The sequence below is a fragment of the Croceicoccus marinus genome (genome assembly GCF_001661675.2).
Taxonomy (GTDB): Bacteria; Pseudomonadota; Alphaproteobacteria; order Sphingomonadales; family Sphingomonadaceae; genus Croceicoccus; species Croceicoccus marinus.
Window position 1 is genome coordinate 2,664,791 of the sequence record NZ_CP019602.1, and the last position, 24,622, is coordinate 2,689,412.

General features: G+C 66.7%; 26 protein-coding genes. 16 read left to right on the forward strand and 10 right to left on the reverse strand.

The window, feature by feature from the left end; translation table 11 throughout:
- Nucleotides 1-13: 13 nt before the first annotated feature.
- Nucleotides 14-1,522 (reverse strand): YifB family Mg chelatase-like AAA ATPase, encoded by a 1,509-nt coding sequence (locus A9D14_RS12625; RefSeq protein ID WP_066847018.1) that lies wholly within the window; start codon nt 1,520-1,522, stop codon nt 14-16.
- A gap of 211 nt (nt 1,523-1,733) precedes the next feature.
- Here A9D14_RS12625 and rpmH point away from each other — a divergent pair, with 211 nt between their 5' ends.
- The 5 genes from rpmH to yihA all read left to right on the forward strand — a co-directional run bounded on the left by rpmH (nt 1,734) and on the right by yihA (nt 5,207).
- Nucleotides 1,734-1,868 carry a 50S ribosomal protein L34 gene (gene rpmH, locus A9D14_RS12630; protein ID WP_066847021.1) on the forward strand — a complete coding sequence of 45 codons (135 nt, stop codon included), beginning with the start codon at nt 1,734-1,736 and terminating at the stop codon, nt 1,866-1,868.
- Nucleotides 1,869-1,974: 106 nt separating this feature from the next.
- Complete coding sequence (rnpA, locus tag A9D14_RS12635) at nt 1,975-2,412, forward strand: ribonuclease P protein component (RefSeq protein ID WP_066847024.1); 438 nt, start codon at nt 1,975-1,977, stop codon at nt 2,410-2,412.
- Nucleotides 2,409-2,618 carry a membrane protein insertion efficiency factor YidD gene (yidD, locus tag A9D14_RS12640; RefSeq protein ID WP_083987913.1) on the forward strand — a complete coding sequence of 70 codons (210 nt, stop codon included), beginning with the start codon at nt 2,409-2,411 and terminating at the stop codon, nt 2,616-2,618. The genes rnpA and yidD overlap by 4 nt, the downstream gene beginning before the upstream one ends.
- A gap of 133 nt (nt 2,619-2,751) precedes the next feature.
- On the forward strand, nt 2,752-4,524 hold the full coding sequence (gene yidC, locus A9D14_RS12645; RefSeq protein ID WP_066847027.1) for a membrane protein insertase YidC: 1,773 nt from the start codon (nt 2,752-2,754) through the stop codon (nt 4,522-4,524).
- Entirely contained in the window at nt 4,521-5,207 is a 687-nt protein-coding gene (gene yihA, locus A9D14_RS12650) for a ribosome biogenesis GTP-binding protein YihA/YsxC (protein WP_066847030.1), read from the forward strand. The genes yidC and yihA overlap by 4 nt, the downstream gene beginning before the upstream one ends.
- A 24-nt stretch (nt 5,208-5,231) precedes the next feature.
- Here yihA and A9D14_RS12655 read toward each other — a convergent pair whose 3' ends face one another.
- The gene (locus A9D14_RS12655) at nt 5,232-5,924 is read right to left on the reverse strand and encodes a YitT family protein (RefSeq protein WP_232468584.1); all 693 of its coding nucleotides are present in this window, start codon (nt 5,922-5,924) and stop codon (nt 5,232-5,234) included.
- A 187-nt stretch (nt 5,925-6,111) separates the two neighbouring features.
- On the opposite strand from A9D14_RS12655, the gene A9D14_RS12660 reads away from it, so the two are divergent.
- Together A9D14_RS12660 and A9D14_RS12665 are read left to right on the forward strand one after the other, a co-directional pair.
- Nucleotides 6,112-6,573: a DUF4019 domain-containing protein gene (locus A9D14_RS12660; RefSeq protein ID WP_157668230.1), complete on the forward strand. Its 462-nt coding sequence runs from the start codon at nt 6,112-6,114 to the stop codon at nt 6,571-6,573.
- Nucleotides 6,574-6,642: 69 nt separating this feature from the next.
- A complete protein-coding gene (locus A9D14_RS12665; RefSeq protein WP_066847035.1) occupies nt 6,643-7,344 on the forward strand; it encodes a glutathione S-transferase family protein in 702 nt (233 codons plus the stop codon).
- A 2-nt stretch (nt 7,345-7,346) separates the two neighbouring features.
- Here A9D14_RS12665 and A9D14_RS12670 read toward each other — a convergent pair whose 3' ends face one another.
- Nucleotides 7,347-7,811 (reverse strand): DUF2165 family protein, encoded by a 465-nt coding sequence (locus A9D14_RS12670; RefSeq protein WP_066847038.1) that lies wholly within the window; start codon nt 7,809-7,811, stop codon nt 7,347-7,349.
- A 120-nt stretch (nt 7,812-7,931) separates the two neighbouring features.
- On the opposite strand from A9D14_RS12670, the gene ligA reads away from it, so the two are divergent.
- The gene (gene ligA / locus A9D14_RS12675; RefSeq protein WP_066849149.1) at nt 7,932-10,082 is read left to right on the forward strand and encodes an NAD-dependent DNA ligase LigA; all 2,151 of its coding nucleotides are present in this window, start codon (nt 7,932-7,934) and stop codon (nt 10,080-10,082) included.
- A gap of 4 nt (nt 10,083-10,086) precedes the next feature.
- Here the strand turns inward: ligA and A9D14_RS12680 are convergent, their stop codons facing one another.
- Genes A9D14_RS12680 through A9D14_RS12695 form a run of 4 tightly spaced genes read right to left on the reverse strand, consistent with a single transcriptional unit; the run spans nt 10,087 to nt 13,280 of the window.
- On the reverse strand, nt 10,087-10,779 hold the full coding sequence (locus A9D14_RS12680; protein ID WP_232468586.1) for a DUF2459 domain-containing protein: 693 nt from the start codon (nt 10,777-10,779) through the stop codon (nt 10,087-10,089).
- The gene (locus tag A9D14_RS12685; protein WP_066847044.1) at nt 10,740-11,645 is read right to left on the reverse strand and encodes a 50S ribosomal protein L11 methyltransferase; all 906 of its coding nucleotides are present in this window, start codon (nt 11,643-11,645) and stop codon (nt 10,740-10,742) included. Before A9D14_RS12685 ends, A9D14_RS12680 begins: the two co-directional genes overlap by 40 nt.
- Nucleotides 11,642-12,556 (reverse strand): subclass B3 metallo-beta-lactamase, encoded by a 915-nt coding sequence (gene bla, locus A9D14_RS12690; protein ID WP_066847047.1) that lies wholly within the window; start codon nt 12,554-12,556, stop codon nt 11,642-11,644. Before bla ends, A9D14_RS12685 begins: the two co-directional genes overlap by 4 nt.
- The gene (locus A9D14_RS12695) at nt 12,546-13,280 is read right to left on the reverse strand and encodes an SDR family NAD(P)-dependent oxidoreductase (protein ID WP_066849151.1); all 735 of its coding nucleotides are present in this window, start codon (nt 13,278-13,280) and stop codon (nt 12,546-12,548) included. The genes bla and A9D14_RS12695 overlap by 11 nt, the downstream gene beginning before the upstream one ends.
- Nucleotides 13,281-13,568: 288 nt before the next feature.
- Here A9D14_RS12695 and sdhC point away from each other — a divergent pair, with 288 nt between their 5' ends.
- Genes sdhC through sdhA form a run of 3 tightly spaced genes read left to right on the forward strand, consistent with a single transcriptional unit; the run spans nt 13,569 to nt 16,121 of the window.
- Nucleotides 13,569-13,898 (forward strand): succinate dehydrogenase, cytochrome b556 subunit, encoded by a 330-nt coding sequence (gene sdhC / locus A9D14_RS12700; protein WP_232468588.1) that lies wholly within the window; start codon nt 13,569-13,571, stop codon nt 13,896-13,898.
- 23 nt (nt 13,899-13,921) lie between these two features.
- Entirely contained in the window at nt 13,922-14,302 is a 381-nt protein-coding gene (gene sdhD, locus A9D14_RS12705; protein WP_066847051.1) for a succinate dehydrogenase, hydrophobic membrane anchor protein, read from the forward strand.
- Nucleotide 14,303: 1 nt separating this feature from the next.
- Nucleotides 14,304-16,121, forward strand: coding sequence for a succinate dehydrogenase flavoprotein subunit (sdhA, locus tag A9D14_RS12710; RefSeq protein ID WP_066847054.1), 1,818 nt, complete (start codon nt 14,304-14,306; stop codon nt 16,119-16,121).
- A 91-nt stretch (nt 16,122-16,212) separates the two neighbouring features.
- Here sdhA and A9D14_RS12715 read toward each other — a convergent pair whose 3' ends face one another.
- Both A9D14_RS12715 and A9D14_RS12720 read right to left on the reverse strand, forming a co-directional pair.
- The gene (locus A9D14_RS12715; protein WP_157668231.1) at nt 16,213-16,779 is read right to left on the reverse strand and encodes a hypothetical protein; all 567 of its coding nucleotides are present in this window, start codon (nt 16,777-16,779) and stop codon (nt 16,213-16,215) included.
- Between the two features lie 20 nt (nt 16,780-16,799).
- Entirely contained in the window at nt 16,800-17,687 is an 888-nt protein-coding gene (locus tag A9D14_RS12720; RefSeq protein WP_066847060.1) for a DMT family transporter, read from the reverse strand.
- Between the two features lie 85 nt (nt 17,688-17,772).
- Between A9D14_RS12720 and A9D14_RS12725 the strand changes: the two genes are divergently transcribed.
- Nucleotides 17,773-18,120 carry a DUF1294 domain-containing protein gene (locus A9D14_RS12725; protein ID WP_083987914.1) on the forward strand — a complete coding sequence of 116 codons (348 nt, stop codon included), beginning with the start codon at nt 17,773-17,775 and terminating at the stop codon, nt 18,118-18,120.
- Here the strand turns inward: A9D14_RS12725 and thrS are convergent, their stop codons facing one another.
- Nucleotides 18,121-20,160, reverse strand: a complete 2,040-nt coding sequence (gene thrS, locus A9D14_RS12730) for a threonine--tRNA ligase (protein ID WP_066847063.1) — start codon at nt 20,158-20,160, stop codon at nt 18,121-18,123.
- Between the two features lie 373 nt (nt 20,161-20,533).
- On the opposite strand from thrS, the gene A9D14_RS12735 reads away from it, so the two are divergent.
- Genes A9D14_RS12735 through A9D14_RS12750 form a run of 4 tightly spaced genes read left to right on the forward strand, consistent with a single transcriptional unit; the run spans nt 20,534 to nt 24,576 of the window.
- Complete coding sequence (locus A9D14_RS12735; protein ID WP_332459770.1) at nt 20,534-21,679, forward strand: YjgN family protein; 1,146 nt, start codon at nt 20,534-20,536, stop codon at nt 21,677-21,679.
- Between the two features lie 4 nt (nt 21,680-21,683).
- A complete protein-coding gene (locus A9D14_RS12740; RefSeq protein WP_066847066.1) occupies nt 21,684-22,742 on the forward strand; it encodes a M48 family metallopeptidase in 1,059 nt (352 codons plus the stop codon).
- 25 nt (nt 22,743-22,767) lie between these two features.
- Nucleotides 22,768-23,550 (forward strand): alpha/beta hydrolase, encoded by a 783-nt coding sequence (locus A9D14_RS12745; protein ID WP_066847069.1) that lies wholly within the window; start codon nt 22,768-22,770, stop codon nt 23,548-23,550.
- 30 nt (nt 23,551-23,580) lie between these two features.
- Nucleotides 23,581-24,576 (forward strand): LLM class flavin-dependent oxidoreductase, encoded by a 996-nt coding sequence (locus A9D14_RS12750; protein ID WP_066847072.1) that lies wholly within the window; start codon nt 23,581-23,583, stop codon nt 24,574-24,576.
- Nucleotides 24,577-24,622 lie beyond the last annotated feature (46 nt).

Consider the following 24,622-nt stretch of genomic DNA (forward strand, 5'->3'; position numbering starts at 1 on the left):
TGGCGAAAACGCGCTATGCGCGCGGCGGCTGGCGGCGATAGCTCAGCGCTTCGGCGACATGGGCGCGGCCGATGGTGTCGGCGCCCGCCAGATCGGCGATGGTGCGCGCGACGCGCAGCAGGCGGGTAAAGCCGCGGGCCGACAGGCGCATCTTTTCCGCCGCATCCATCAGCAGCTTGCGCCCCGCCTCGTCCGGCGCGGCGAAGCGGTCCAGCGCCTCTCCGTCAAGCGCGGCGTTGTTGCGCATCGGCGTGCCTTCCAGCCTTGCGGTCTGGATCGCGCGCGCCGCCCGGACGCGCGCGGCGACGTCCGCGCTGCCTTCGCTGGGCGGCGGCAGGGCCAGGTCGCGGGCGGAGACCGGTTCCACTTCCACATGCAGGTCGATGCGGTCGAGCAGCGGGCCGGACACGCGGCTCTGGTAGTCGGCGGCGCATTTGGGCGCGCGCGAACAGGCCAGCGCCGGATCGCCCAGGTGCCCGCAGCGGCACGGGTTCATCGCCGCCACAAGCTGGACGCGGGCCGGGAAGGTCACATGCGCATTGGCGCGCGCGACGCTGACCTCGCCCGTTTCCAGCGGCTGGCGCAGCGAATCGAGCGCATTGCGCTGGAACTCGGGCAATTCGTCGAGGAACAGCACGCCCAGATGCGCCAGGCTGACTTCGCCGGGGCGGATCCTCAGCCCGCCGCCCGTCAGCGCCGCGATGCTGGCCGAATGATGCGGGCTGCGGAACGGGCGCGCGCGGCTGATGCGGCCGTCCTGCAGCATTCCCGCCACCGATTGCACCATCGAAGTTTCCAGCACTTCCTCGGTCGTGAGGTCGGGCAATATGCCGGGCAGGCAGCTGGCCATCAGCGACTTGCCCGCGCCGGGCGGGCCGACCATCAGCAGGTTGTGACCGCCCGCCGCCGCGATTTCCAATGCGCGCTTGGCGGTTTCCTGGCCCTTCACCTGTTTCAGGTCGGGGCCGTGCGTACGTTCCGCCAACTCGCCCTTTTCGGGCAGCGGCAATTGCTGGACGCCTTTCAGATGGTTGAGCAGGCTCACAAGGTCGGGCGCGGCGACCACGGCGGTCTCGCTCGCCCAGCGCGCTTCGGCGCCCTGCGCGGCGGGACAGATCAGCGCCTTGTCCTCGCTCGCCGCATGGATCGCGGCGGGCAGCACGCCGGACGAGGCCACGATGCGCCCGTCGAGCGCAAGTTCGCCCACCGCGACATGATCGGCCAGCTGCTCGCCATCGGTGACGCCCATCGCGGCCAGAAGGGCGAGCGCGATCGGCAGGTCGAAATGCGAACCCTCCTTGGGCAGATCGGCGGGCGACATGTTGACGGTGATGCGCTTGGGCGGCAGTGCCAGCCCCATCGCGGCCAGCGCGGCACGCACGCGTTCACGGCTTTCGCCCACGGCCTTGTCGGGCAGGCCGACGATCTGGAAAGCGGGAAGCCCCGATGCCAGCTGGCATTGGACTTCCACGCGGCGAACCTCGAGGCCCAGATAGGCCACCGTCTGCACCAGCGCGACCATGATTGAAGAGTATCCTTGCGACCTTGAGGCCCACGGCTATGAATCAGCACGGCCTGCGCTGTCCAGCCCGCTTGCCGCTTGACTCACAGCTGCAACGCCAGTAACCGCGCCCCCAGACGCTGCCTGTTTCGGGCAGCCCTTTTTGTTGGCACTGGCCCGGTAAAGCGGGCGCGGTGTCGGAAACACAGTTTTCGGATTTGGGAATTTCACCATGAAGCGCACTTTTCAGCCGAGCAATCTCGTGCGTAAGCGCCGCCACGGTTTCCGCACCCGCAGCGCCACCCCCGGTGGCCGCAACGTGCTGCGTGCGCGCCGTGCCCGCGGCCGCAAGAAGCTGAGCGCCTGAGGCTTTCGAGCCTACGCTCACGCGATTCGCATGATCATCGAAGCGCCGGCCGGGTCCGCCCGTGCCGGCGTTTTGCGTTTGCGGATCGCGGGCGTAATCTTGCGCGATGACGACCGCAGCCCCCAGCGTAATTCGCAAACGCCGCGATTTCCTGGCCGCGAACAAGGGCCTGCGCGTGGCGCGGCCGGGTTTCGTGCTGCTGGCGCGGCCCAACGGGCTGGATGAAGACGGTGACGCGGGCCCGATGCGCTTTGGCATCACCGTCACCAAGAAGATCGGCAATGCGGTGGTGCGCAACCGCATGAAGCGGCGCTTTCGCGAATTGCTGCGTGCCGAACTGCCGCTGCATGGCCTGCCCGGTCACGATCACGTGCTGATCGGCCGCGACAACGGGGTCGAGCGGGATTTCGCGCAGCTGCGCGAGGAGCTGCGCGCCGCGCTGACCCGCGCCCGCGAAGGCAAGGGCGATCCGCCCCGCAAGAGGAATCCGGGCAAAAGGACTCCGGGCAAGAGGAATCCGGCCCGCAAGGGACCGAAGCGTTGAAGTATGTTTTCATCGCCATCGCCCGTGCATGGCAGCTGGGTCCGTCGCTGATCCTGCCGCCGTCCTGCCGCTTCACGCCCTCGTGCTCGGAATATGCGATCCAGGCGCTGAGGAAGCATGGCGCGATTAAGGGTGGATGGCTGGCGACGAAGCGACTATTGCGCTGCCACCCGTGGGGTGGGTGCGGCCATGATCCGGTTCCGTGACCGGACACCGGTTCCGTGACCGGACACCGGTTCCGTGACCGGACACCGGTTCCGTGACCGGACAGGGGCCATGAATTTTTGGACGTGCGCCCGGCTTTGCGGCGCCTGAATTTTTGATCGACTGGATTTGGATTTGGAAAACCAGCGCAATATCGTGGTCGCACTGGTCCTCGTGGCCTTGCTGCTGTTTGGCTGGGATTCGGCCATGCAGTATTTCTATCCGCAGCCCGCGGTGGAAGCGCAGAACGCGGTGCATGCCGATGCCGCGGCGGGCGAACCCGCCCCATCGGGACGCAACCGCGAAGGCGGGCTGACCGCTGCCGCCGACATCGCCGAGGAAGAGCGCGACCTGGAGACGCAGCTTGCCGATGCGGGCCGCGTCGCGATCGAGGCGCCCGCGGTCGAAGGCTCGATCAATCCGGTCGGCGCGCGGATCGACGACCTGACGCTGACCCGTCACCGCCAGACGGTCGAAAAGGATTCGCCGCCCGTCCGGCTGTTCTCGCCCAATGGCACGCCCGCGCAATATTTCAGCCAGTTCGGCTGGGTCGGAGACGGCGTGGCCACCCCTGGCCCGGATACCGTCTGGCAGACCGAAGGCGGCCCGCTGACACCGTCCAGCCCGGTCACGCTGCGCTGGAACAACGGACAGGGCCAGCTTTTCACGATCCGGCTGGAAGTCGACGACAATTATCTGATCACCGCGACCCAGACCGTCGCCAACACGGGCAGCGGCCCGGTGGTGGTGCAGCCATACGGCTTCATCAACCGCACCAGCCGCACCGCCAGCAGCGACATCTGGAACGTGCAATCCGGCCCGATCGCCGATGTCGAGAACTCGGTCGATTTCGGCACCGATTACGACGATCTCGACGATGCGAATGTCATCCCTGCCGAGGGCAATTCGGAATGGCTGGGCTTTACCGACATCTACTGGCTGTCGGCGCTGATCCCCGAGGAAGCCGCCGCTGCCGATGCATCGTTCCGCGCGCTGGGCGACCAGCATTATCGCGCCGACCTGATCTATGATCCGGTCACGGTGCAGCCGGGCCGCCAGGCGTCGCGCACCACGCGGCTGTTCGCGGGCGCCAAGGAGAGCGAGGTCCTGGAAGCCTATGAGGCGCAGGGCGTCGACCGGTTCAGCCTGGCGATCGACTGGGGCTGGTTCCGCTGGTTCGAAAAGCCGATCCTGTGGCTGCTGAAAGCGCTGTTCAGCGTGGTGGGCAATTTCGGCGTGGCGATCATCCTGCTGACAGTGATCGTGCGCGGCGTGATGTTCCCGATCGCGCAGAAGCAGTTCGCCAGCATGGCCGCGATGCGCGCGGTGCAGCCCAAGATGAAGGCGCTGCAGGAACGCTACAAGGACGACAAGCAGACGCTTCAGCAGGAGATGATGAAGCTCTACAAGCAGGAAAAGGTGAACCCGCTGGCGGGCTGCCTGCCGATGTTCCTGCAGATCCCGGTCTTCTTCGCGCTGTACAAGGTGCTGCTGATCTCGATCGACATGCGCCACCAGCCCTTCGTGCTGTGGATCCGCGACCTGTCCGCACCCGATCCGGCGCATATACTGAACCTGTTCGGCCTGCTGGACTTCCAGCCGCCCGGCTTCCTGGCGATCGGCGTGCTGGCGCTGCTGCTGGGCCTGACCATGTTCCTGCAGTTTAAGCTGAACCCGGCGCAGATGGATCCGGCGCAGCAGCAGATCTTCATGATCATGCCCTGGGTGCTGATGTTCGTGATGGCGCCGTTCGCGGCGGGCCTGCTGATCTACTGGATCACGTCCAACACGCTGACCATCGCGCAGCAGAAATATCTCTATTCGCGCCATCCGCAGCTGAAGGAGCTGGCGGCGAAGGACGCCGAAGAGAAGAAGCGCAAGGCCGAAGAAGCGAAGGCGAAAGCGTGACCGATACGCCCACCCCCGGCGATTCGCCCGAAGAGCAGCGCAGCGCCGAATATCAGGAGCGTGCGCGCAAGCTGTTCTCGGGCCCGGTCAATTTCCTGCTCAGCGCGCCCGAGCTGAGGTTCCTGCCGGAACCGACGGTGCCGGAAATCGCGGTGGCGGGCCGGTCGAACGTGGGCAAGTCCTCGCTGCTCAACGCGCTGACGGGCCGCAAGTCGATCGCGCGCACCTCGGTCACGCCGGGGCGCACGCAGGAGCTGAACTATTTCGACGTCGGCGGGGGCGAGAGCGGGCCGGTGCAGTTCCGGCTGGTCGACATGCCCGGATACGGCTTTGCCAAGGCGCCGCTGGCGATCGTCAGGAAATGGCGCTTCCTGGTGAACGACTATCTGCGCGGGCGGCAGGTGCTGAAGCGCACGCTGCTGCTGATCGACGCGCGCCACGGAATCAAGCCGGTGGACCACGAGATCATGGAGATGCTGGACACGGCGGCGGTATCCTATCGCATCGTGCTGACCAAGGCGGACAAGATCAAGGCGAGCGAACTGGAAGACGTCACCGCCCGCACCCTGGCCGAGGCGCGCAAGCATTCGGGCGCCTATCCCGGCATTTCAGTGACGTCATCGGAAAAGGGCATGGGCATCGCCGAACTGCGCGGCTTCGTGCTGGAGAGCGCGGAGATCTGATCGCCGCCGCTTCGATCGCCGCGGTCAGTGGCCGACGTAGCGGCCGGGGCGATGGTTCACCATCAGGATCGAATTGATCGCCAGCGCCGACAGGACCGAGATCACGAACGGCTTCCAGTCCAGCGTGACGAGCGAGGCGCTGACGATCACCGCGTCGCCGATCATCTGCGTGCGGCCCGCGTTCCAGCCCTTCGTCTTCATCAGCGCCAGCGCCACGATGCCCGAACCGCCCACGCCCGCGCCGTGGCGCGCCAGCGACAATATGCCCAGCCCCGCCATCCAGCCGCCCAGCAGCGCGGCGAACACCGGATCGACCCTTTCGGTGACGATGCCCCAAGGCACGACAAGGCCCAGCACCATGATCGCCGCATTGGCGAGCAGCGTCTTCAACGCAAAGGCGCGCCCCATGACCCGCGCAGCCAGGAAGAAGAACGGGATGTTGATCACGATGAACAAGGTCGTGGCCGGCACCGGCACTAGATACGACGCCAGCAGCGCCACGCCCGCCATGCCGCCCGTCACCAGCCCCGCCTGTTTCAGCAGCACCACGGCAAAGGCGATCATGCTGCTGCCGATCACGATGGCATAGCAGTCCTCTGCCAGCGAATGGCGCATCCGGTCGCGCGCCGCAGGATGGGGGGCGCTGTCGGTCATCGGGAAGCGGGTATCGGTCGGCTGCTGCATGGCGTCCTTCGGATCAGCGAAACGGCCAGGCATCCTCTTGTCGCCCGCGGTTGTGACGGCTGCGGGCCTTGGCGCGGCCTTTTGCGTATCCGGCGGCGCGGCGCAAGCCCCGATGGCGGCCAGCGGCGGACTGGAAACGGCAGCGGCCCCGCCCTATGGTCGCCCCATCCGGGCATGCCGCAAGCGTCCCCGACGACAACCCGCCAAAGGAATGATCATCATGTCGCTTGTCATCGCCGTCGCCGCGCTCTGGTCGCTTGGGGGCGGTACCGCCCCGGCTGCTCCCCCGCCCGCCCCCGCGGCCACGCAAGCTCCTTCCGCGATCGATGCCGCGACCCAGACCGCCGCGACCGCCGCCGCGCGCGACTGGCTGGCGCTGATCGATGGCGGGCAATGGCAGGAAAGCTGGCAGCAGGCGGGCATATTGTTTCGCTCGCAGATCACCTCCGACCGCTGGACCCGGCAGGTGCAGCCGGTGCGCGAGCCGCTGGGCGCGGTCGTTTCGCGCGAGCTTGTCCAGACCAATGCCGCCGACAGCCTGCCAGGCGCGCCTGCCGGCGATTATGTGGTGCTGCAGTTCCGCAGCGACTTCGCTGACATGCAGGACACGATCGAGACGGTGACGCTGGCGCGGGGCGATTCGGGCTGGGCGGTGATCGGCTATTTCATCAGGGCCGCCTGACTTTCCGCGATCGGGGCGCGGGATCAGACCGCTCGACTTCACCGGCACAGGGGTTTAATCCCGCAACCCATGAAATTGATCATCGGCAACAAGAACTATTCCAGCTGGTCGCTGCGCGGATGGCTCGCGGCGAAGCAGTCCGGCCTCTCGTTCGAGGAGATCACCGTCAACATCAGCGGCGAGGACTGGGAAGAGGCCAAGAAGGGCTGGGCCGATGTGCAGCCGTCCAGCGGCAAGGTGCCGATCCTGTGGGACGGCGAGGTGGTGATCTGGGACAGCCTGGCGATCCTGGAATATCTCGACGACAAGGTGCGCGAGGATTCGATGAATGCCAGCAAGGCCGCCGGGATCGGCAGCCGGTTCTGGCCGAAGGATCCCGTGGCGCGCGGCCTGTGCCGGTCGATGGTCGCCGAGATGCACAGCGCCTATCAGCCGCTGCGCCGCGAGATGCCGATGAACGTGCGCCGCCGGGTCGAGGGGATCGCGGTCAGCGACGAGGCCATGGGCAATGTGGTGCGCATTCTCTCGCTATGGGCCGAGGCGCGGTCGCGTTTCGGTTCGGGCGGGCCGTTCCTGTTCGGCAGCTATTCGGCGGCCGACATCTTCTATGCGCCCGTGATCAGCCGGTTCATGACCTATGGCGTCGGCGTCCCCAAGTTCGCCGAGACCTACATGGAAGCGATCTGGGAACACGACTGGATGCAGGAATGGATCGCCGGCGCCGAGGACGAGGACTGGCGGATCGAGGCGTTCGAGATCGCGGCGGAATAGGGCTAGTCGCCGCGCTGGCTGACATGGATCAGGCTTGGCATCGCGATCGCGCCATAGGCCCAGGACCCCATCATCGGCCCTTCGCCCAGCGGCATCTGCCATAGCTGATAGCCCGCCACCGCGACGCGCTGGAACAGCCCCCACCAGTTGAGGATCGCGCAGCCCAGCCCGATCCTGGTCCAGCGCTTGCCGCGTTCGAACGCGGCGACATCGGCGCGGCGCAGCGCGAACAGGTGCCACGCGCCATACAGGCACAGCAGCGCCGCCGCCCCCTCCATCGCGAAGACCAGCGCCATGGCGATCACGATCAGCCACGGCGGCGGCACCGGCAGCAGCGTGACCGGATTGGCGGTATAGGTGAAGAAGTCGAAGGCCATGCCGATATTGGCCAGATTATGCGCGAGATAGAGCAGCGCGATAGATCCGACGATTGCGCTGATCAGCGCCTTCAGAATCCGGTCGGTCATGCTAACAGTCCCCCCGGAATGTCGCGCGCCCCTGCGGTGCGTGGATAGCATGACTTGGCAGAAGGGCGAAGACGCGTGGCGCTGGACGACATCAAGGAAGCGGATGCCGCGAACGAGCTGATGCGGCTGGCGCGCCAGATCCGGCGGCACAACCGGCTGTATCACGCCGACGACGCGCCCGAGATTTCGGATGCGGAATATGACGCGCTGGTCCGCCGCAATGCCGAGCTGGAAGAGGCCTTTCCGCATCTGGTGCGGCCCGACAGCCCCACGCAGGACGTGGGGCACGACGTCGCCGCCTCGCCGCTGTCGAAGGTTCGCCATGAGGTCCGGATGATGAGCCTCGACAATGCGTTCGACGACGAGGAAGTGGCCGAATTCGCGGCGCGCGTGCGTCGCTTCCTGGCGCTGGATGCAGAGGAGCCGGTGGCCTTCACTGCCGAGGACAAGATCGACGGCCTCTCCTGTTCGCTGCGCTATGAGGGCGGCCGCCTGGTGCGCGCCGCCACGCGCGGCGACGGGCAGGTGGGCGAGGATGTGACCGCCAATGCCCTGCATATTCCCGACATCCCGCAGCAGCTGAACGGCGACGTGCCCGAGATCTTCGAGGTGCGCGGCGAAGTCTACATGGAACGCGCCGCCTTTCGCGCGCTGAACGAGGCGCTGATGGAAGAGGCCCGCGCCAAGGCCGAGGCGAAAGGCGAGCCGTTCGATCCCGAAAGCGTCCGCCAGTTCGCCAACCCGCGCAATGCCGCCGCCGGATCGCTGCGCCAGAAGGACGCTAGCGTCACCGCCAAACGCCCCTTGCGCTTCTGGGCGCATGGCTGGGGCGCGGCCAGCGCCGTTCCGGGCGAGACGCAGCACGATGTGGTGAAGGCGCTGCAAGGCTGGGGCCTGCCCGTCTCGCCCGACTTCCGCATCTGCCATTCGCTGGACGAGATGTATGCCGCCTATCACGCGATCGCCGAAGGGCGGGCGGGCCTGCCCTATGAGATCGACGGCGTCGTCTACAAGGTCGACCGGCTGGACTGGCAGCAGCGGCTGGGCTTCGTGGCCAAGGCGCCGCGCTGGGCGCTGGCGCGCAAGTTCCCTGCCGAGCGGGCCGAAACGGTGCTGGAGACCATCGACATACAGGTCGGGCGCACCGGCAAGCTGACTCCGGTGGGCAGGCTGGCCCCGGTGCTGGTCGGCGGCGTGACCGTCACCAATGTCACGCTGCACAACCGGGACGAGATCGCGCGGCTGGGCGTGCGTCCCGGCGACCGCGTGGTGATCCAGCGCGCGGGCGACGTGATCCCGCAAGTGGTCGAGAACCTGACGCGGCCAGAGGACGGGGACGAGGACCGCCCCCCCTTTCCCTTCCCCGACCATTGCCCCGAATGCGGCAGCGAGGCGGTGGCCGAGGAAGGCGAGGTCGACGTGCGCTGCACCGGCGGCCTGATCTGCCCCGCCCAGCGGACCGAGCGCCTGAAGCATTTCGTCAGCCGCGGCGCGCTGGATATCGAGGGGCTGGGCGAGAAGACCATCGACGAGTTCTTCGCGCTGGGCTGGCTGGAAAGCCCCGCCGACATCTTCCGGCTGAAGGACCGGCGCGAAGCGATCCTCAGCCTTGAGGGGTGGCAGGACAAGTCTGTCGATAATCTGTTGGCGGCGGTGGATAACAAGCGCACGCCCGATGCGGCACGGCTGCTGTTCGGGCTGGGCATCCGGCACATCGGCGCGGTGACGGCGCGCGATATATTGAAGGGCATCGGCGACATCCGCCTGCTGCCCGCCAAGGCGCGGGAACTGTTCGACTATCGCGACGCCCATCCGCGCGGGCCCGCCGAGGCGATCAGCCCGTTCAAGTCGCGCATGGCGGACAAGGCCAAGAACGTGCTGGGCGGCGCGGACGGCATCGGCTGGGCCGTGGGCGAGGCGCTGGCCGATTTCTTCCACGAGGATCACAATCTCGACGTGTGGAACGACCTGATCGGCGCAAGGCCTGGCGGCGGCGTGGTCGATCCCCCGCCCTATGTGGTCGAAACGAAGGAAAGCCGCGTATCGGGCATGACCGTGGTCTTTACCGGCAAGCTGGAAACCATGAGCCGCGACGAAGCCAAGGCGCAGGCCGAGCGGCTGGGCGCCAAGGCCGCCGGATCGGTCAGCGCCAAGACCGACCTGTTGGTCGCGGGCCCCGGCGCGGGATCGAAGCTGAAAAAGGCCGAGGAACTGGGGATCGAGGTGATCGACGAAGCCGGCTGGGCCGCGATCGTCGCAGCGGCGGGATAGCGATTCAGGGCCGCTCCACCCATTTCATCACCGAGCTTTCGAACGGCGTCCATGCACCCGTCAGGATACCCGCACGGCGTAGGCTTTCGCCCACCCATTCGTTGCAGGTGAGATAGAGCGTATAGGTGCCGCGCGCGTCATAGAACACGTCCTGCGGCCCATAGCCGGGATAGGATCGGCGCTGCCCCGGCGGCGGCAGGTCGCGCAGCAGCGCGCGGACGAGGAGGCGATATTGCTCGCGGCTGATGCGAAGGGGGCGATAGTGTTCCGAAGGCTGCGGGCTTGCCCAATGCTCGACATGCATCAGCCCCTCGCCGCCCATCGTCGCCACGCGCAGCACCAGAAGTGGCGACAGATCGGCCCATGTCGGCGTGTCGAGGAACACTTCCCGCTGGCCCCAGCTGATCCCGACGTGGGTATAGGGCCGGTACGGATTGCCGATGTCGGCGGGCGGGAAGACGCGGTGCCAGTCCAGCCCCTCGGCTCGGACCGGCATGACGATGGAGTTGTGGACGCCATTGGTCGCGATCAGGATCTCAACCCCGTCATCGGTTTCCCGGAAGTCGCGATTGACCGGAAAGGACGAGCCGATCCAGCCACACAGGAAATAGGCCCCCAGCGCCAGCGCCGCCCATCCGGCGACCGCGCGCAGGAGCGCTAGCGCGCGCTTCGCCGCCGCAGCCACAGGATCGACCAATCGCCGTTCACCGCGCGCCGCGCCAGGCGGAAGCCCGCCCGGAACGCCGCGCCGCGCACCGCCTTTTCCTGCGTTTCGAGCAAGCCCGCCAGCAGCAGATGCCCGCCCGGCGCGCAGATGCGGGCGAAATCGGGGGCCAGCTGGATCAGCGGCCCGGCCAGGATATTGGCGATCACCAGGTCATAGGGCGCACGCGACTGGATCAGCGGGGAATCGCAGCCCTCGGCCACGGTCATCACCAGCTGGCCGGGGGCGCCTCCCATCGCGAAACCGTTGGCCTGCGCATTATGCTCGACCACCTGCGTGCAGACCGCGTCGATGTCGGACGCCAGCGCCAGCGCGCGGGGCCACATGTCCATCGCCGCAAGGGCCAGCAGCCCCGTGCCGGTCCCGATGTCGGCGATATTGCGCGCGACCACGCCCTCGCGCTTCATCAGCGTCAGCATTTTGAGGCAGCCCGCAGTCGTCTCGTGCTGGCCGGTGCCGAAGGCCTGGCTGGCGGGGATCAGCAGGTCGCGCACGCCCGCCTCGTCCACCGGCGGGAAATCGGGGGTGTGGATGCGGAACCGGCCTGCGCGGATCGGCTGGGTCAGGTTCTGGCTGGCGACCAGCCAATCCGTATCGGGCAGCTTCTCGACCTCCAGCTCTGGTGCGCCATGGGCGAAAAGGCCCGCCACCGCGGTCTTGTCCTGTTTGGTGGGCCTGCGCGGCAGCCATGCCTCCAGCTTCCAGTCGAGCGGCCTTTCCTCGGCGATCTCGCTGCCGGCGATGACGATCGCGGGGTCCCAGTCCCACACGTCCTCATGCGCGACCAGTGCGGCCTGCACCACGTCGCGCGGGGCATGGGCAGTGATCTTCCAGCTCATCGCGCGGCCTCTGCCGCCAGCCGTTCGTTCAGGCGGGCATCGATCGACGCGGCATAGGTCCGGCAGGCGGTCGCGTCGGTCAGATCGCCGCCGACCAGCCGCTCGCGCATCTGGCTGGCCGAGGGATGCGGGGTCAGCAATATGTCGCAATCAAGCGCCGCCAGCTCGGCAAGCCCCGCGCGATAGGCGGCAAGATAGGCGGCATGGTCCGAAAAGCGGTATTCGTCCGCGCTCACGGGCGAGAGGCTGTCGGCATAGACGATGCTGCGGCAGTCTTTGCCCTCGCAGGATTGCCATTGCCAGCTGACCGCCCCCGGCGTGTGGCCGGGCGTGGCGATCATGGTCAGGCGCAGCGGGCCGACTTCGACCGTTTCGCCGGGACGGACGATGCGGCCGACGCTGGCGGGCGGCATCGGATCGTGCATGCCGGCCTGCGGATCGTCCTCGCCTGCCTCGCCGCTGGCCAGAACGGCGGCGGCGGGGGCGCTGGCATAAAGATCCGCGCCGGTCCGCTGCTGGACCAGCGCCGCGCCGCCGACATGGTCGAAATGCTCATGGCTGGACAGCAGCACCGCGATGTCCCGCGGATCGAAGCCCAGCCGCTCTACATTGGCGAGTACGGTTTCGGCCCCCGCCTCGGTGCCGGTGTCGATCAGCACATGGCCTTGCGGAGCAGTGACGAGGACCGCCGCGATGCCGCAGGTGCCGACATAGAAACTGTTCCCATGGATGCGGAACGGCGGTCCGGGCTTGTCCCAATCGTCCCAGTCCGCGCACGAGGCTGTCCAATCAGAGGCCGGCCACTCAGTTGCTGGCGGAGCGGCGACGACCTGCTCGCCAGGGATTTCGCGCGCGCCGACGCATCCGGCCAGAACCAGAGCCGCCAGCGCCGCCGCGGTCCTAGCGGACATAGCTGGCGCCATTCGCGTCGAGCACCGCGCCCGTCATGCTGGGCGGTGCGTCGGTGGCGCAGAATGCGGCGATCGCGGCAATCTCGGCCGGTTCGGCCACGCGGCCCAGCGGAATATCCGCCAGCAGCCCCGGCCCGCCGCGCGAAGCGAGATAGTCGCCCGCCATGGAGGAGTCCGTGAAGCCCGGACAGATCGCGAAGGCCAGGATCCCCTGATTCGCATAGGCGCGCGCGATGGTCTTGGTCATCGCCACCTCGCCCGCCTTGGCCGCGGCATAATGCCAGTGATCGGGCGAATCGCCGCGATAGGCGGCGCGGCTGGCGATATTGACCAGCCGCCCGGCGACCGGCCGGACAGGATCCGCCAGCCATTGCCGCACCGCCAGCCGCGACAATTGCGCCGCGCTGGTCAGGTTGATGCGCAGGCAGCGCTCCCACTCCGCCAGCCAATAGGCATCGGTATTGTCGATCGGGCTCGCCTCGAACACGCCGGCATTGTTGACCAGCACGTCGATGCGGCCCCCGGCCTTCTCGCGCGCCTCGTCCCACAGCCGCGCGGTTTCGGCGGGATCGGCGAGGTCGGAGGCGATGCTGCTGGGCCCTTCGGCGCGGGTGCCGTGGCGGATGACGTGGATGCCGCGCGCCTCCAGCGCCTCGGCAATGGCAAGGCCGATGCCGCGCGTGGAGCCGGTGACGAGGGCCGTGATCGTGCGATGCTTTTCCATGGAAAACCGGGTAGTGCGCGCAGGCGCGGCGGGCAAGCCTTCGAGATAGGCCGCGCCCCCGCCCATCGCAAGACGCACCATATAACCCCTTGCCTAGGGCGCACGGGCCTGCCATTCGCGCCCGCAGCACCTTTCTTTGACGCGGCGGGGATTCCATCTTCGGAATTCCGTTCAGGCCGCATACCGCAGGGGATTGAATCCATGGCGCATCCCAAAGGCAGCACGGGCCCAGGTATCAGGCCGCGCCCGCTTTCGCCGCACCTTTCCATCTGGAAATGGAGCCCGGCGATGGCCGTCTCCATCCTGCACCGCGTGTCGGGCAACGGCATGGCGGTCGCGGGGCTGGGCGTGCTGCTCTGGTTCGTGGGCGCGATCGCTTCTGGTCCGGCGGCCTATGCGACCTTTGCGGGCGTGATGGGCAGCCCGATCGGCATCATCGTGCTGATCGGCATCAGCTGGGCGTTCTTCAACCATCTGATGAGCGGGATCCGCCATCTCGTGCTCGACGTGGGCGCGGGGTTCGAGGTCGATCGCAACAATCGCTGGGCGACCATCTCGATCCTGCTCGGCATCGTCCTGACCGTCCTGTTCTGGGCGATCATCCTGTTCGCCAAATGATCGAAGTTACGAGGACTATCTAGATGGGTAACGGAACTCGCATCGGCCGCGTACGCGGACTCGGTTCTTCGCATCAGGGCGCGCATCACTGGCTGCTGCAGCGCTTCACCGCGGTCGGCAATCTGGTGCTGGTGCTGTGGCTTGTGTTCAGCCTGCTCGCCATGCCCGACTATTCCTACGGCACCGTGTATGGCTGGCTGTCCACCCCGTTCGCGGCCACCGCGATGGTGCTGCTGATCGTCTCCACCTTCTGGCATGCGCGTCTGGGCATGCAGGTGATGATGGAGGACTATCTCCACGGCGCGAACCGCTTCGCGGTGCTGCTGCTCCTCAATCTCGTGTTTGTCGCGCTGGGCGTCTTCGGCGTCGTCAGCGTGATCCGCATCGCGCTGGGAGGCGCGTAAGATGGCCGAAACAACTGCACCCGCCTACAAGATCATCGACCACACCTATGACACGATCGTCGTGGGTGCGGGCGGTTCGGGCCTGCGCGCCACCATGGGCAGCGCCGAGGCCGGTCTGAAGACCGCCTGCATCACCAAGGTGTTTCCCACCCGCAGCCACACCGTGGCGGCACAGGGCGGCATCGCGGCATCGCTGGGCAACAATACGCCCGACCACTGGTCGTGGCACATGTACGACACCGTCAAGGGATCGGACTGGCTGGGCGACCAGGACGCGATCGAATATCTGGTGCGCGAAGCCCCCGCCGCGGTGATCGAGCTTGAGCATGCCGGCGTGCCCTTCAGCCGCAACCCGGAGGGGACGATCTATCAGCGCCCGTTCGGCGGCCACATGCAGAACATGGGCGAAGGCCCCCCGGTGCAGCGCACCTGCGCCGCGGCCGACCGTACCGGCCATGCGATGCTGCACGCTTTGTACCAGCAGTCGCTGAAGTACGACGCGGACTTCTACATCGAATATTTCGCCATCGACCTGATCATGGTGAACGGCGAGTGCAAGGGCGTCATCGCCATATGCATGGACGACGGTTCGATCCACCGCTTCCGCGGCCATGCGGTGGTGCTGGCGACCGGCGGTTATGGCCGGTCCTATTACACCGCGACCAGTGCCCATACCTGCACCGGCGACGGCGGCGGCATGGTGCTGCGCGCGGGCCTGCCGCTGCAGGACATGGAATTCGTGCAGTTCCACCCGACCGGCATCTATGGCGCGGGCGTTCTCATCACCGAGGGTGCGCGGGGCGAAGGCGGCTATCTCACCAATTCCGAGGGTGAGCGTTTCATGGAACGCTATGCCCCCTCGGCCAAGGACCTTGCCTCGCGCGATGTCGTCTCGCGCTCGATGGCGCTGGAAATCCGCGAAGGACGCGGCGTCGGCAATGACAAGGACCACATCTTCCTGCACCTCGATCACATCGATCCCAAGGTGCTGGCGGAACGGCTTCCCGGCATTACCGAAAGCGGCAAGATCTTCGCCGGCGTCGACCTTACTCGCCAGCCGCTGCCCGTGGTGCCGACCGTGCACTACAACATGGGCGGCATCCCGTGTAACTATCACGGGCAGGTCGTGACCATCGGTGCCGACGGCGATCCCGAAACCGTGGTCCCGGGGCTCTATGCCGTGGGCGAAGCGGCCTGCGTGTCGGTGCATGGCGCGAACCGCCTCGGCTCCAACTCGCTGATCGACCTTGTCGTGTTCGGCCGCGCGACCGGCCACCACCTCAAGTCCTCGATCAAGCCGGGCACGGCGCATGACAATCTGCCAAAGGACAGCGCGGATTTCGCCCTGTCGCGGCTCGACCATTTCCGCCATTCCAAGGGCGGTTCGCCCACTGCGGAAATCCGGATGGAGATGCAGCGCACCATGTCGGCCCACGCCGCCGTGTTCCGCACCGACGAGCTGATGGCCGAAGGCAAGGAAAAGCTGGCCGCCACCTATGCGCGGATGGAAGACATTTCCGTGGCCGACAAGTCGCTGATCTGGAACAGCGACCTGATCGAGACGATGGAGCTGGACAATCTGATCAGCCAGGCCACCGTCACCATGCATTCGGCGTTCAACCGCAAGGAAAGCCGCGGCGCGCACGCGCACGAGGATTTCCCTGAGCGCAACGATGCCGAATGGATGAAGCACACCGCCAGCTGGTTCGACGGATGGGGCGGCAAGAGCGGCAGCGTCAAGCTGGACTATCGCCCGGTGCACGAGTTCACGCTGACCGACGATATCGACTATATCCAGCCTAAGAAGCGGGTTTACTGACCCCTCTTCAAGGACTGAGACCGAGACGGGGTCGGGGGCGTTGGGGCCTCCGGCCCTTTTTCATGCGCCTAAGCCGTATCGCGCGCCCGCGTCATTCGCCGTCGTGATATCTGCCCGCCGCCCCGGGCTTCACCGAATATCCGGCATCGGTCCGAACAAGATCTTCGGTCAAAGGAATGGCGCCGCTTGGCATGATGGGTAGCGACGCTGTTTCCGGCCATTCCTGCCTGACCCTTGCCATGAGCGCCTTTTGGAAACTCATCGAACGAAGCGGTGCTTCGCCCCTGGGGAAACTGATCCAGACCCGCCCGATCCGGTCCTGAAAATCCATGGCAGAGGCCATTAGCTCTTCGTCGTTACCCCGCCAGACCGCCGCGTTGAACGTCATGGGCGACACTTGTGACGACCATTCAAGCTCGCTCGGCGTCGCTGCATCCACGTGATAGCCGTTCGCCTCGCTGACTTCGTTCAGCAGGGCCAGCAACCGCTGCCTGTCGTCGGCATTGCGCAGCGGAACCTCGAAGGCGGCGGTCGTCTTCATGCTGTCGGGTTGTCTGGCAGGACCGCACGCCGTGACGAGAAGGAAGAGTGCGGGCGCGTATCGGATCATGCCCCGATCATGAGGCCAGGAAACAAGCAGGGCAAGCTGTGCCACCATGGCGGCACGGCTTGCCAAGCTCACAACCGCGTCCGCACCAGCATCGCCCTCAGATAGTTCCGCCCGGGCCGCAGCACGATCACCAGCACGCCTGCCGCTGCGACAAGCGCGCCTGACACCAGCGTGGGCCCCACCTCGTCGCCTGTCAGCGACACGCCCAGGAGCACGGTGAACACCGGCGTCATCAGCGTCAGCGGCGCGATCAGATTGACGTCATGCTCGGCAAGCAGCCGGAAATAGAGCGTATGCGCGCCGACCGAGACGACGAGCCCCGAAAACAGAATTGCCGCCAGCCCGCCCCATGGCTCGGCGCCGATCGCGGCAACCTGCCCTTGCTCCAGCGCCAGCGAAAGCGGCAGGAGCACGATGGCCGATACCGCGCCCGCCCATGCCTGCATGCGCAGCGGCTCGAGCGATATGCGTTTCAGGCCGACACTGCCCAGCGCGCCGACCACCGAAGACGCACCGACGAACAGCAGGCCGATGCTGCTCTGCCATCCCGACGGTGAGGCGACGGCGATGCCCACGCCCACGAATGTCAGCGCGATGCCCAGCGCCCGCCTCCAGTGCACCTTTTCGCGCAGGAGGATGATCGCGAACAGCACGGTCAGCGGGGCGCCGGTCAGGCTGACGATGCCCGCCGCCGAAGGGCTGGCGTCGGTCAGGCCGATGAACAGCAGCGCGAACGATCCGCCGCTGACGGCAAGCGCGACCGCGGCGACGAACAGGAAACGGTCGGGCAGCGGCCTCAGCCACGGCAGGAGGGCCAGCGCCACCACGGCGGAACGCAGCGTCGCGTAGAACAGCGGCGGCAGGCCCAGATCGCTGACCGCCAGCTTGGACACGATGGTATTGAGCGCCCAGACAAGACAGATCGCGACCAGCAGGAAAAAGCTGCGGAAAGTCATGCCGGGCTGGTGACGCCCTCTATCGTCGAATCATAGCGCAAATTCATCTCACTGCGATGGCGTCTGTCAAAAACGGTATGGAAGGATGCCGCTTGACCTTTTGGCAATATGTCTGCGGCCACAAACCCTCGCCTATTCGAAGGAGCGCAGCGCCTTGATCGGTATTTATCTCATTATCGTGCCGATCGCCTTCGTGGCAATCAATGCATGGACCATCATCTGTTTCTGGGATGACAAGCAAAGCGCCATCGCCGGCCGGCGGCGCATTCCAGAGGCGAGCCTGCTGCAACTCGCCCTGCTGGGCGGCACACCCGGGGCCTTCCTTGCGGGCCATCTGTTTCGCCACAAGACGCGCAAGGAGCCGTTTTCCACCCGCCTGCAGGTCATCGCCGCGGTGCAGCTTGGCCTGCTGATCGGTTTCGCGATCTGGTGATCAGCGCAGGTCGGGCGGCGTGGCCTCTGCCTTCAGCATGGCGATCGCCTCGTCCAGCGAGCAGAAGTTCTGCTGCTGTTCGCCCAGGGTGCGGATCGCGACGGTGCCTTCCTCGGCCTCGCGCTTGCCGACGACCAGCAGGCGCGGAACCTTGGCCACCGAATGTTCGCGGACCTTGTAGTTGATCTTCTCGTTGCGAAGATCGCTTTCCACCCGCACGCCCGCCGCCTGCAGCTTCGCGGCGACGTCCTTCGCGTAATCGTCGGCGTCGGACACGATGGTCGCGACCACCGCCTGCACCGGCGCAAGCCACACCGGCAGCCTGCCCGCGAAATGCTCGATCAATATGCCGATGAAGCGTTCGTAACTGCCAAAGATCGCGCGGTGCAGCATGACGGGGCGGTGCTTTTCGCCATCCTCGCCCACATAGGTCGCGTCGAGCCGTTCGGGCAGCACGCGGTCACCCTGAATCGTGCCGACCTGCCAGGTGCGGCCGATGGCATCGGTAAGGTGCCATTCCAGCTTGGGCGCATAGAACGCGCCCTCGCCGGGCAGTTCTTCCCAGCCATAATCCTCGTTCGCCATGCCGGCTTCGGCCACGGCGTCGCGCAGTTCCTGCTCGGCCTTGTCCCAGCCCTCCTCGCTGCCGAAGCGCTTTTCGGGGCGCAGGGCTAGCTTGACCTCGTAGGTGAAGCCGAAATCCTTGTAGACGGCATCGGCCAGCTTGCAGAAGGCGCGAACCTCGTCGACGACCTGGCTTTCGGTGCAGAAGATATGCGCGTCGTCCTGCGTGAACTGGCGCACGCGCATCAGCCCGTGAAGCGCGCCATGCGGTTCGTTCCGGTGGCAGCAGCCCATCTCGCCCAGCCGAACGGGCAGGTCGCGGTACGAGGTGATGCCCTGCTTGAACACAAGCACGTGGGCCGGGCAGTTCATCGGCTTGATCGCCATCCAGTCGGCGTCGGCCGCGACCCGTGGGCTGGCGCCCTTGCCGTCATTGTCGTCGCCCAGCCCTTCGACTTCGGGGACGATATCGGGGACGGCGAACATGTTCTCGGCATATTTGCCCCAGTGGCCTGACTGTTCCCACTGGCGCACGTCCATCAGCTGCGGGGTCTTGATCTCCTGATAGCCCGCGCCGTCCATCTTGCGGCGCATATAGGCCTCCAGCTCGCGCCAGATCCGATAGCCGTTGGGGTGCCAGAAGACGCTGCCATGCGCTTCCTCCTGCAGATGGAACAGGTCCATCTCGCGGCCCAGCTTGCGGTGGTCGCGCTTGGCGGCCTCTTCCAGCCGCGTCAGATGGGCGCTCAGCTGCTTCTTGTTGAGCCAGCCGGTGCCATAGATGCGGGTCAGCTGCGCGTTCTTCTGGTCGCCGCGCCAGTATGCCCCGGCGACGCGCATCAGCTTGAACGCCTGCGGATCGAGCTTTCCGGTCGAAGGCAGATGCGGCCCGCGGCACATGTCGAGCCACGAGCCTTCCTCGCTCGGGGCGCCGGACCAGTAGACGGTCAGCTCCTCCCCCTCGGGGAGTTCGGCGGCCCATTCGGCCTTGAAGTTCTCGCCTTCCGACTTCCAGCGGTCGATCAGCTGCTGGCGGGTCCAGACCTCGCGGTGCAGCGGCTTGTCGGCCTTGATGATCTCGCGCATCTTTTCCTCGATGGCGGGAAGATCGTCCATGCTGAACGGATCGCGGGTGGCGGGGGCCATCACGTCGTAATAGAACCCGTCGTCGGTCGCGGGGCCAAAGGTGATCTGCGTGCCGGGCCACAGCGCCTGCACCGCCTCGGCCAGCACATGGGCATAATCGTGCCGGGCGAGTTCCAGCGCGTCATCCTCGTCCCTGGTGGTCACCAGCGCCAGTTCGGCATCGCCCTCGAACGGGCGGCCAAGGTCGCGCAATTCGCCGTCGACGCGCGCGGCGATGGCCGCCTTGGCAAGGCCGGGGCCGATCGCGGCGGCGACATCGGCAGGGGTTGAGCCTGCGGGCATCTCGCGCACCGAACCGTCGGGCAGGCTGATCTTCAGAAGTTCGCTCATAATCTCTCGGGCCGATCTAAAGGGCAGAGGCGCGCCATGGCACAAGCGGGGCCAAGCCGGAAGGGGCGGCGTCGGGCGTTGAGGGGTTTTTCGGGAAGCGACGCCGACTGCCCGAACCCGGGGCACCGGCGGAAGCGTCAGCGCGCGACCGGCCGGCCCCGGGCACACCCGGTGGTAGTCGTGGTGGTCGTGGCGTTCTGCTGCTTCATGGAAAAATGAATATAGGCGGCACGATCGCCGCTGTCACCCCGCCGGGCCGGCATCGCATCTCGCCCGATTGATTTGTGCCGGGCTCCGTTACCCTTTGCTTGACACTCCGCCGCTATGGCACGAGTTTTCCGGCGCGGTTTTCGGGGGTCGATCGATGGACGGCATGGCTGGCGGTTTTGGCGCGGATGGCCGCATGCCTGACGGGGGCGACCCCGCAGAGGCCGTGGACGCCCCCGCATCGGCCTTTGTCTTCGAAGGAAGCTGGCGCGAGTTTGCGCCCATCGCCTTTACCAACCTGCTGCTGACCATCGTCACCCTGGGCATCTACCGCTTCTGGGCCACCACGCGCGAGCGGCAATATCTGTGGAGCCGCAGCCGCTTCATCGACGAGCATCTCGAATGGACGGGCACCGGCAAGGAACTGTTCTTCGGCTTCCTGCTGGTCACCGTGCTGATCCTGGTACCGTTCGGCGTGATCCAGCTTATCGCCCAGGGGCTGATCTTTCGCGGCCAGGGCGGGATCGCAGCGGGCGTGTTCATCGCCATGTTCGGGCTGCTGTTCTATTTTTCCGGCGTCGCGCGCTTTCGCGCCCTGCGCTATCGGCTGGGCCGCACGCATTGGCGCGGCATTCGCGGCGGCAGCCATGATCCGGGTATCCGATACGGCCTGTCCCACATGTGGAAATATGCGCTTGGCTATGGCGCGATAGGGCTGATGGTGCCTTGGGCGATGGTATCGCTATGGAACGAGCGTTGGGCGCACATGAGCTTCGGCCAGCTGCGCTTCAGGAGCGAGGCGGATTTCTCGCCGCTGATGAAGCGCTATCTGCTGTTCTATCTTGCGCCGCTGATCCTGCTGATCGTCGGTTTCCTTGGCATCGGGGCGATCGCCTTGGGCATTGGCGCGGCGGGTGACTTCGACCGCGAGGAACTGGCGTGGGGTGCGCTTGGCGGGCTGATCGCGATCGGCTTCGTTGCCTTCTATCTGCTGTGGGGCCTTGCCTACCTGTTCTTCTATGCCAAGTACCTGCGCGTCGTGATCAGCGAGATGCGGCTGGGCGACGACATCAGCTTCGGCTTTTCGGCCAGCACGAAGGACTGGTTCCGCCTGATCCTGGGCGATGCCGGGCTGGTGCTGGTGACGCTGGGTGTCGGCTGGATCTTCCTTTCCTATCGTCACTGGAAGTTTTTCATCACCCATCTGGAAGCCTATGGCGTGATCGATCCCGAAATCCTGATGCAGTCCGACACCCCGATGGCGCGCCACGGCGAGGGGCTGCTCGACGCGTTCGACATGGGCGCGATCTGACGCGATGGCGGACCGGGTGGAGGCCAGCTGGTACGACGGGCTGACCGCGCGCAAGCGCGAGGGCGTGGCCGTGCTGGCGGGCGACCGATTGCTGCTGACCGAGGATGACGGCACGCAAGTCGCCCTGCCGCTGCAGGACCTGCGCCTTGTCGAGCGGCGGGCCGACGGCCTGATACTGACATTGAACGACAATCGCGGCTTTCGCTTGCGGCTGCCGGGTCCGATCCCTGCCGATATGGCGGCGCGGCTGCCGGGCGAGAATCGCTATGGTCACTGGATCGACCGGCTGGGCCTGCCGCGCGCGGCGGTGCTGTTTGCCGGGATCAGCGCGGCGGCGCTGGCGGTTGTGCTGACGCTGCCAAGCTGGCTGGGGCCGCTGGTCCCCGCATCGTGGGAACGGCGCGCGGGCGATGCGGTGATCGGCGACATGGGCAATACGCTGTGCCGCACCCCCGCGGGCGACGCCGCGCTGCGGCAGCTTTCGGCCGCAATCGATCCCCAGCGTCCGCTGACCCGCGTCGACATCGCCAATATCGACATGGTCAATGCCGTCGCCCTGCCCGGCGGGCGCGTTGTGGTGTTCGACGGGCTGGTGCAGGAAGCGGAAAGCGCGGACGAGCTGGCGGGCGTCGTCGCGCATGAGATCGGCCATGTGCGCGAACGCCACGTGATGCAGGCGCTGCTGCGGCAGTTCGGCCTCTCGATCCTGCTGGGCGGGTTCAATTCGAACGTCGGCAGCGGCATCTTCGGCATCGCGTCGACCAGCTACACGCGATCGGCCGAGCGCGAGGCCGACGATTACGCGCGCGAGCGGCTGGCGGCGGCGGACATATCCCCGCTGGGCGCGGCGGCGTTTTTCGAACGGCTGAGCGAAGAGCATGGCGACGGCCCCGACTGGGCGGCATGGGTCGCGACCCATCCAGCGCCGTCGCAGCGGCAGGCGCAGTTCGAACGCGCGGCACGTGAGGGCGCCGATTACGATCCCGCCCTGTCGCAGCAGGAATTCGGCGCGCTGAAATCCATGTGCGAACAGGACGCCGATGTCGAAGAATTCTATTTCTGACTTCCCCGACGGAGAATGCCCCCGCATGAGCGAAACCGCTGCCACGCTGCCCGAAATAAGCCGCTGCCCCGGACCCGGCGGGCTGACGCTGGCCTTTCGCCATGCCGAGGGGGTCGGTCCACTGATCGTGTTCCTGCCCGGCTACATGTCCGACATGGCTGGGTCCAAAGCCGAAGCGGTGCTGCAATGGGCGGCGGGTCATGGGCGCGGCTGCCTGCTGCTCGACTATTCGGGCTGCGGCAACAGCGCGGGGCGTTTTGCTGACGGCACGTTGTCGCGCTGGCGGGACGAAGTCCTGCACCTGATCGGACAGGCTGGCGCGGGCACGGCGGAGCGGCCGGTGCTGCTGATCGGGTCGTCGATGGGTGGCTGGCTGATGCTGCTGGTCGCGCGCGCCCTGATCGAGGCGAAGGGCGACGCGGTTTTGGCGGGCATGGTCGGCATCGCCGCCGCGCCCGACTTTACCCGTTGGGGCTATGACGAGGAGCAGCGCGCCCTGCTGGCGAGCGGCAGGGTGCTTTATGAAGACAATCCCTATGGGCCAGAGCCGACGCCCACGCACCCCGGCTTCTTCGCCGATGCCGAGGCGCAGCTGCTGCTGGACGAGCCGCTGGCGATCGCCGCGCCGACCCGCCTGCTGCACGGGCAGCGCGACGCCGACGTGCCGTGGGAAATCTCGATCCGGCTGGCCGAAAGGCTCACGGGCGGGAACGTGCGCGTCCTGCTGGTGAAGGACGGGGACCACCGGCTGTCGCGCGAACAGGACATAAAGCTGTTGTTGTCCACGCTGCAAGAATTGCTCCATTGAGGCTGGGGGGCCGATCCCCATATCGGTCCCATGACAAAACTCTCCGTTCTCGATTTCGTGTCCATCGTCGAAGGCGGCACCGCTTCCGACGCGCTGGCAGCCAGCGCCCGCCTTGCCGCCCATGCCGAGGCCGAGGGGTATCACCGCTTCTGGCTGGCCGAGCATCACGCGATGCCGGGCATCGCCAGCAGCGCAGTGTCGGTGTGCCTGGCGCATATCGGCCATGCGACCAGCACGATCCGCATCGGATCGGGCGGGATCATGCTGCCCAACCACAATCCCTTCGTCATCGCCGAGCAGTTCGGCACGCTGGAGGCGCTGTTTCCCGGCCGCATCGACCTGGGCCTTGGCCGCGCGCCCGGCGCCGATGGACGCATCGCGCGCATGCTGCGCAAGGACCTGCACGGCGCGGCGGAAAATTTCCCGCAGGACATAGTCGAACTGCAGGCGATCTTCGCGGGCGACGAGCGGCTGCCGCTGCAGGCCACCCCCGGCGCGGGCGCGGATATCGAGATGTGGATCCTGGGCTCAAGCCTGTTCGGCGCGCAACTCGCCGCGCGGCTGGGCCTGCCCTATGCGTTCGCGGCCCATTTCGCACCCTCGCAGCTTGACGATGCGCTGCGCGTCTACCGCGAATTCTTCCAGCCGTCCGAGCAGTGCGAGAAGCCGCATGTGATGGTCGGCACCAATGCCTATGCCGCCGAAACGAGCGAGGAAGCCTATCTCCTCGCCTCGAGCATGGACCAGAGCTTCGTCGCGCTGCGCACCGGCACGCCGGGCAAGCTGCCGCCGCCGGTGCCGGGCTATCGCGACAGCCTGCCGCCGCAGGCCGCCGCAACGCTCAACGCCATGCGGTCAGTCAGCGCCATCGGTACGCGCGCCGAGGTGGGCGAGAAGCTGGCCGCGCTGGTCCGCCGCACCGGCGCGGACGAGCTTGTGCTGGCGGGCAATACATACGACCCCGCCGCGCGCGAGAAATCGCTGAGCCTGACCATGGAGGCGATGAAGACCGCCCTGCCCGCCTGATAGCCTGCCTGATAGCCCGCAAGCGGCTTGCCATCCCCGTGGGCTT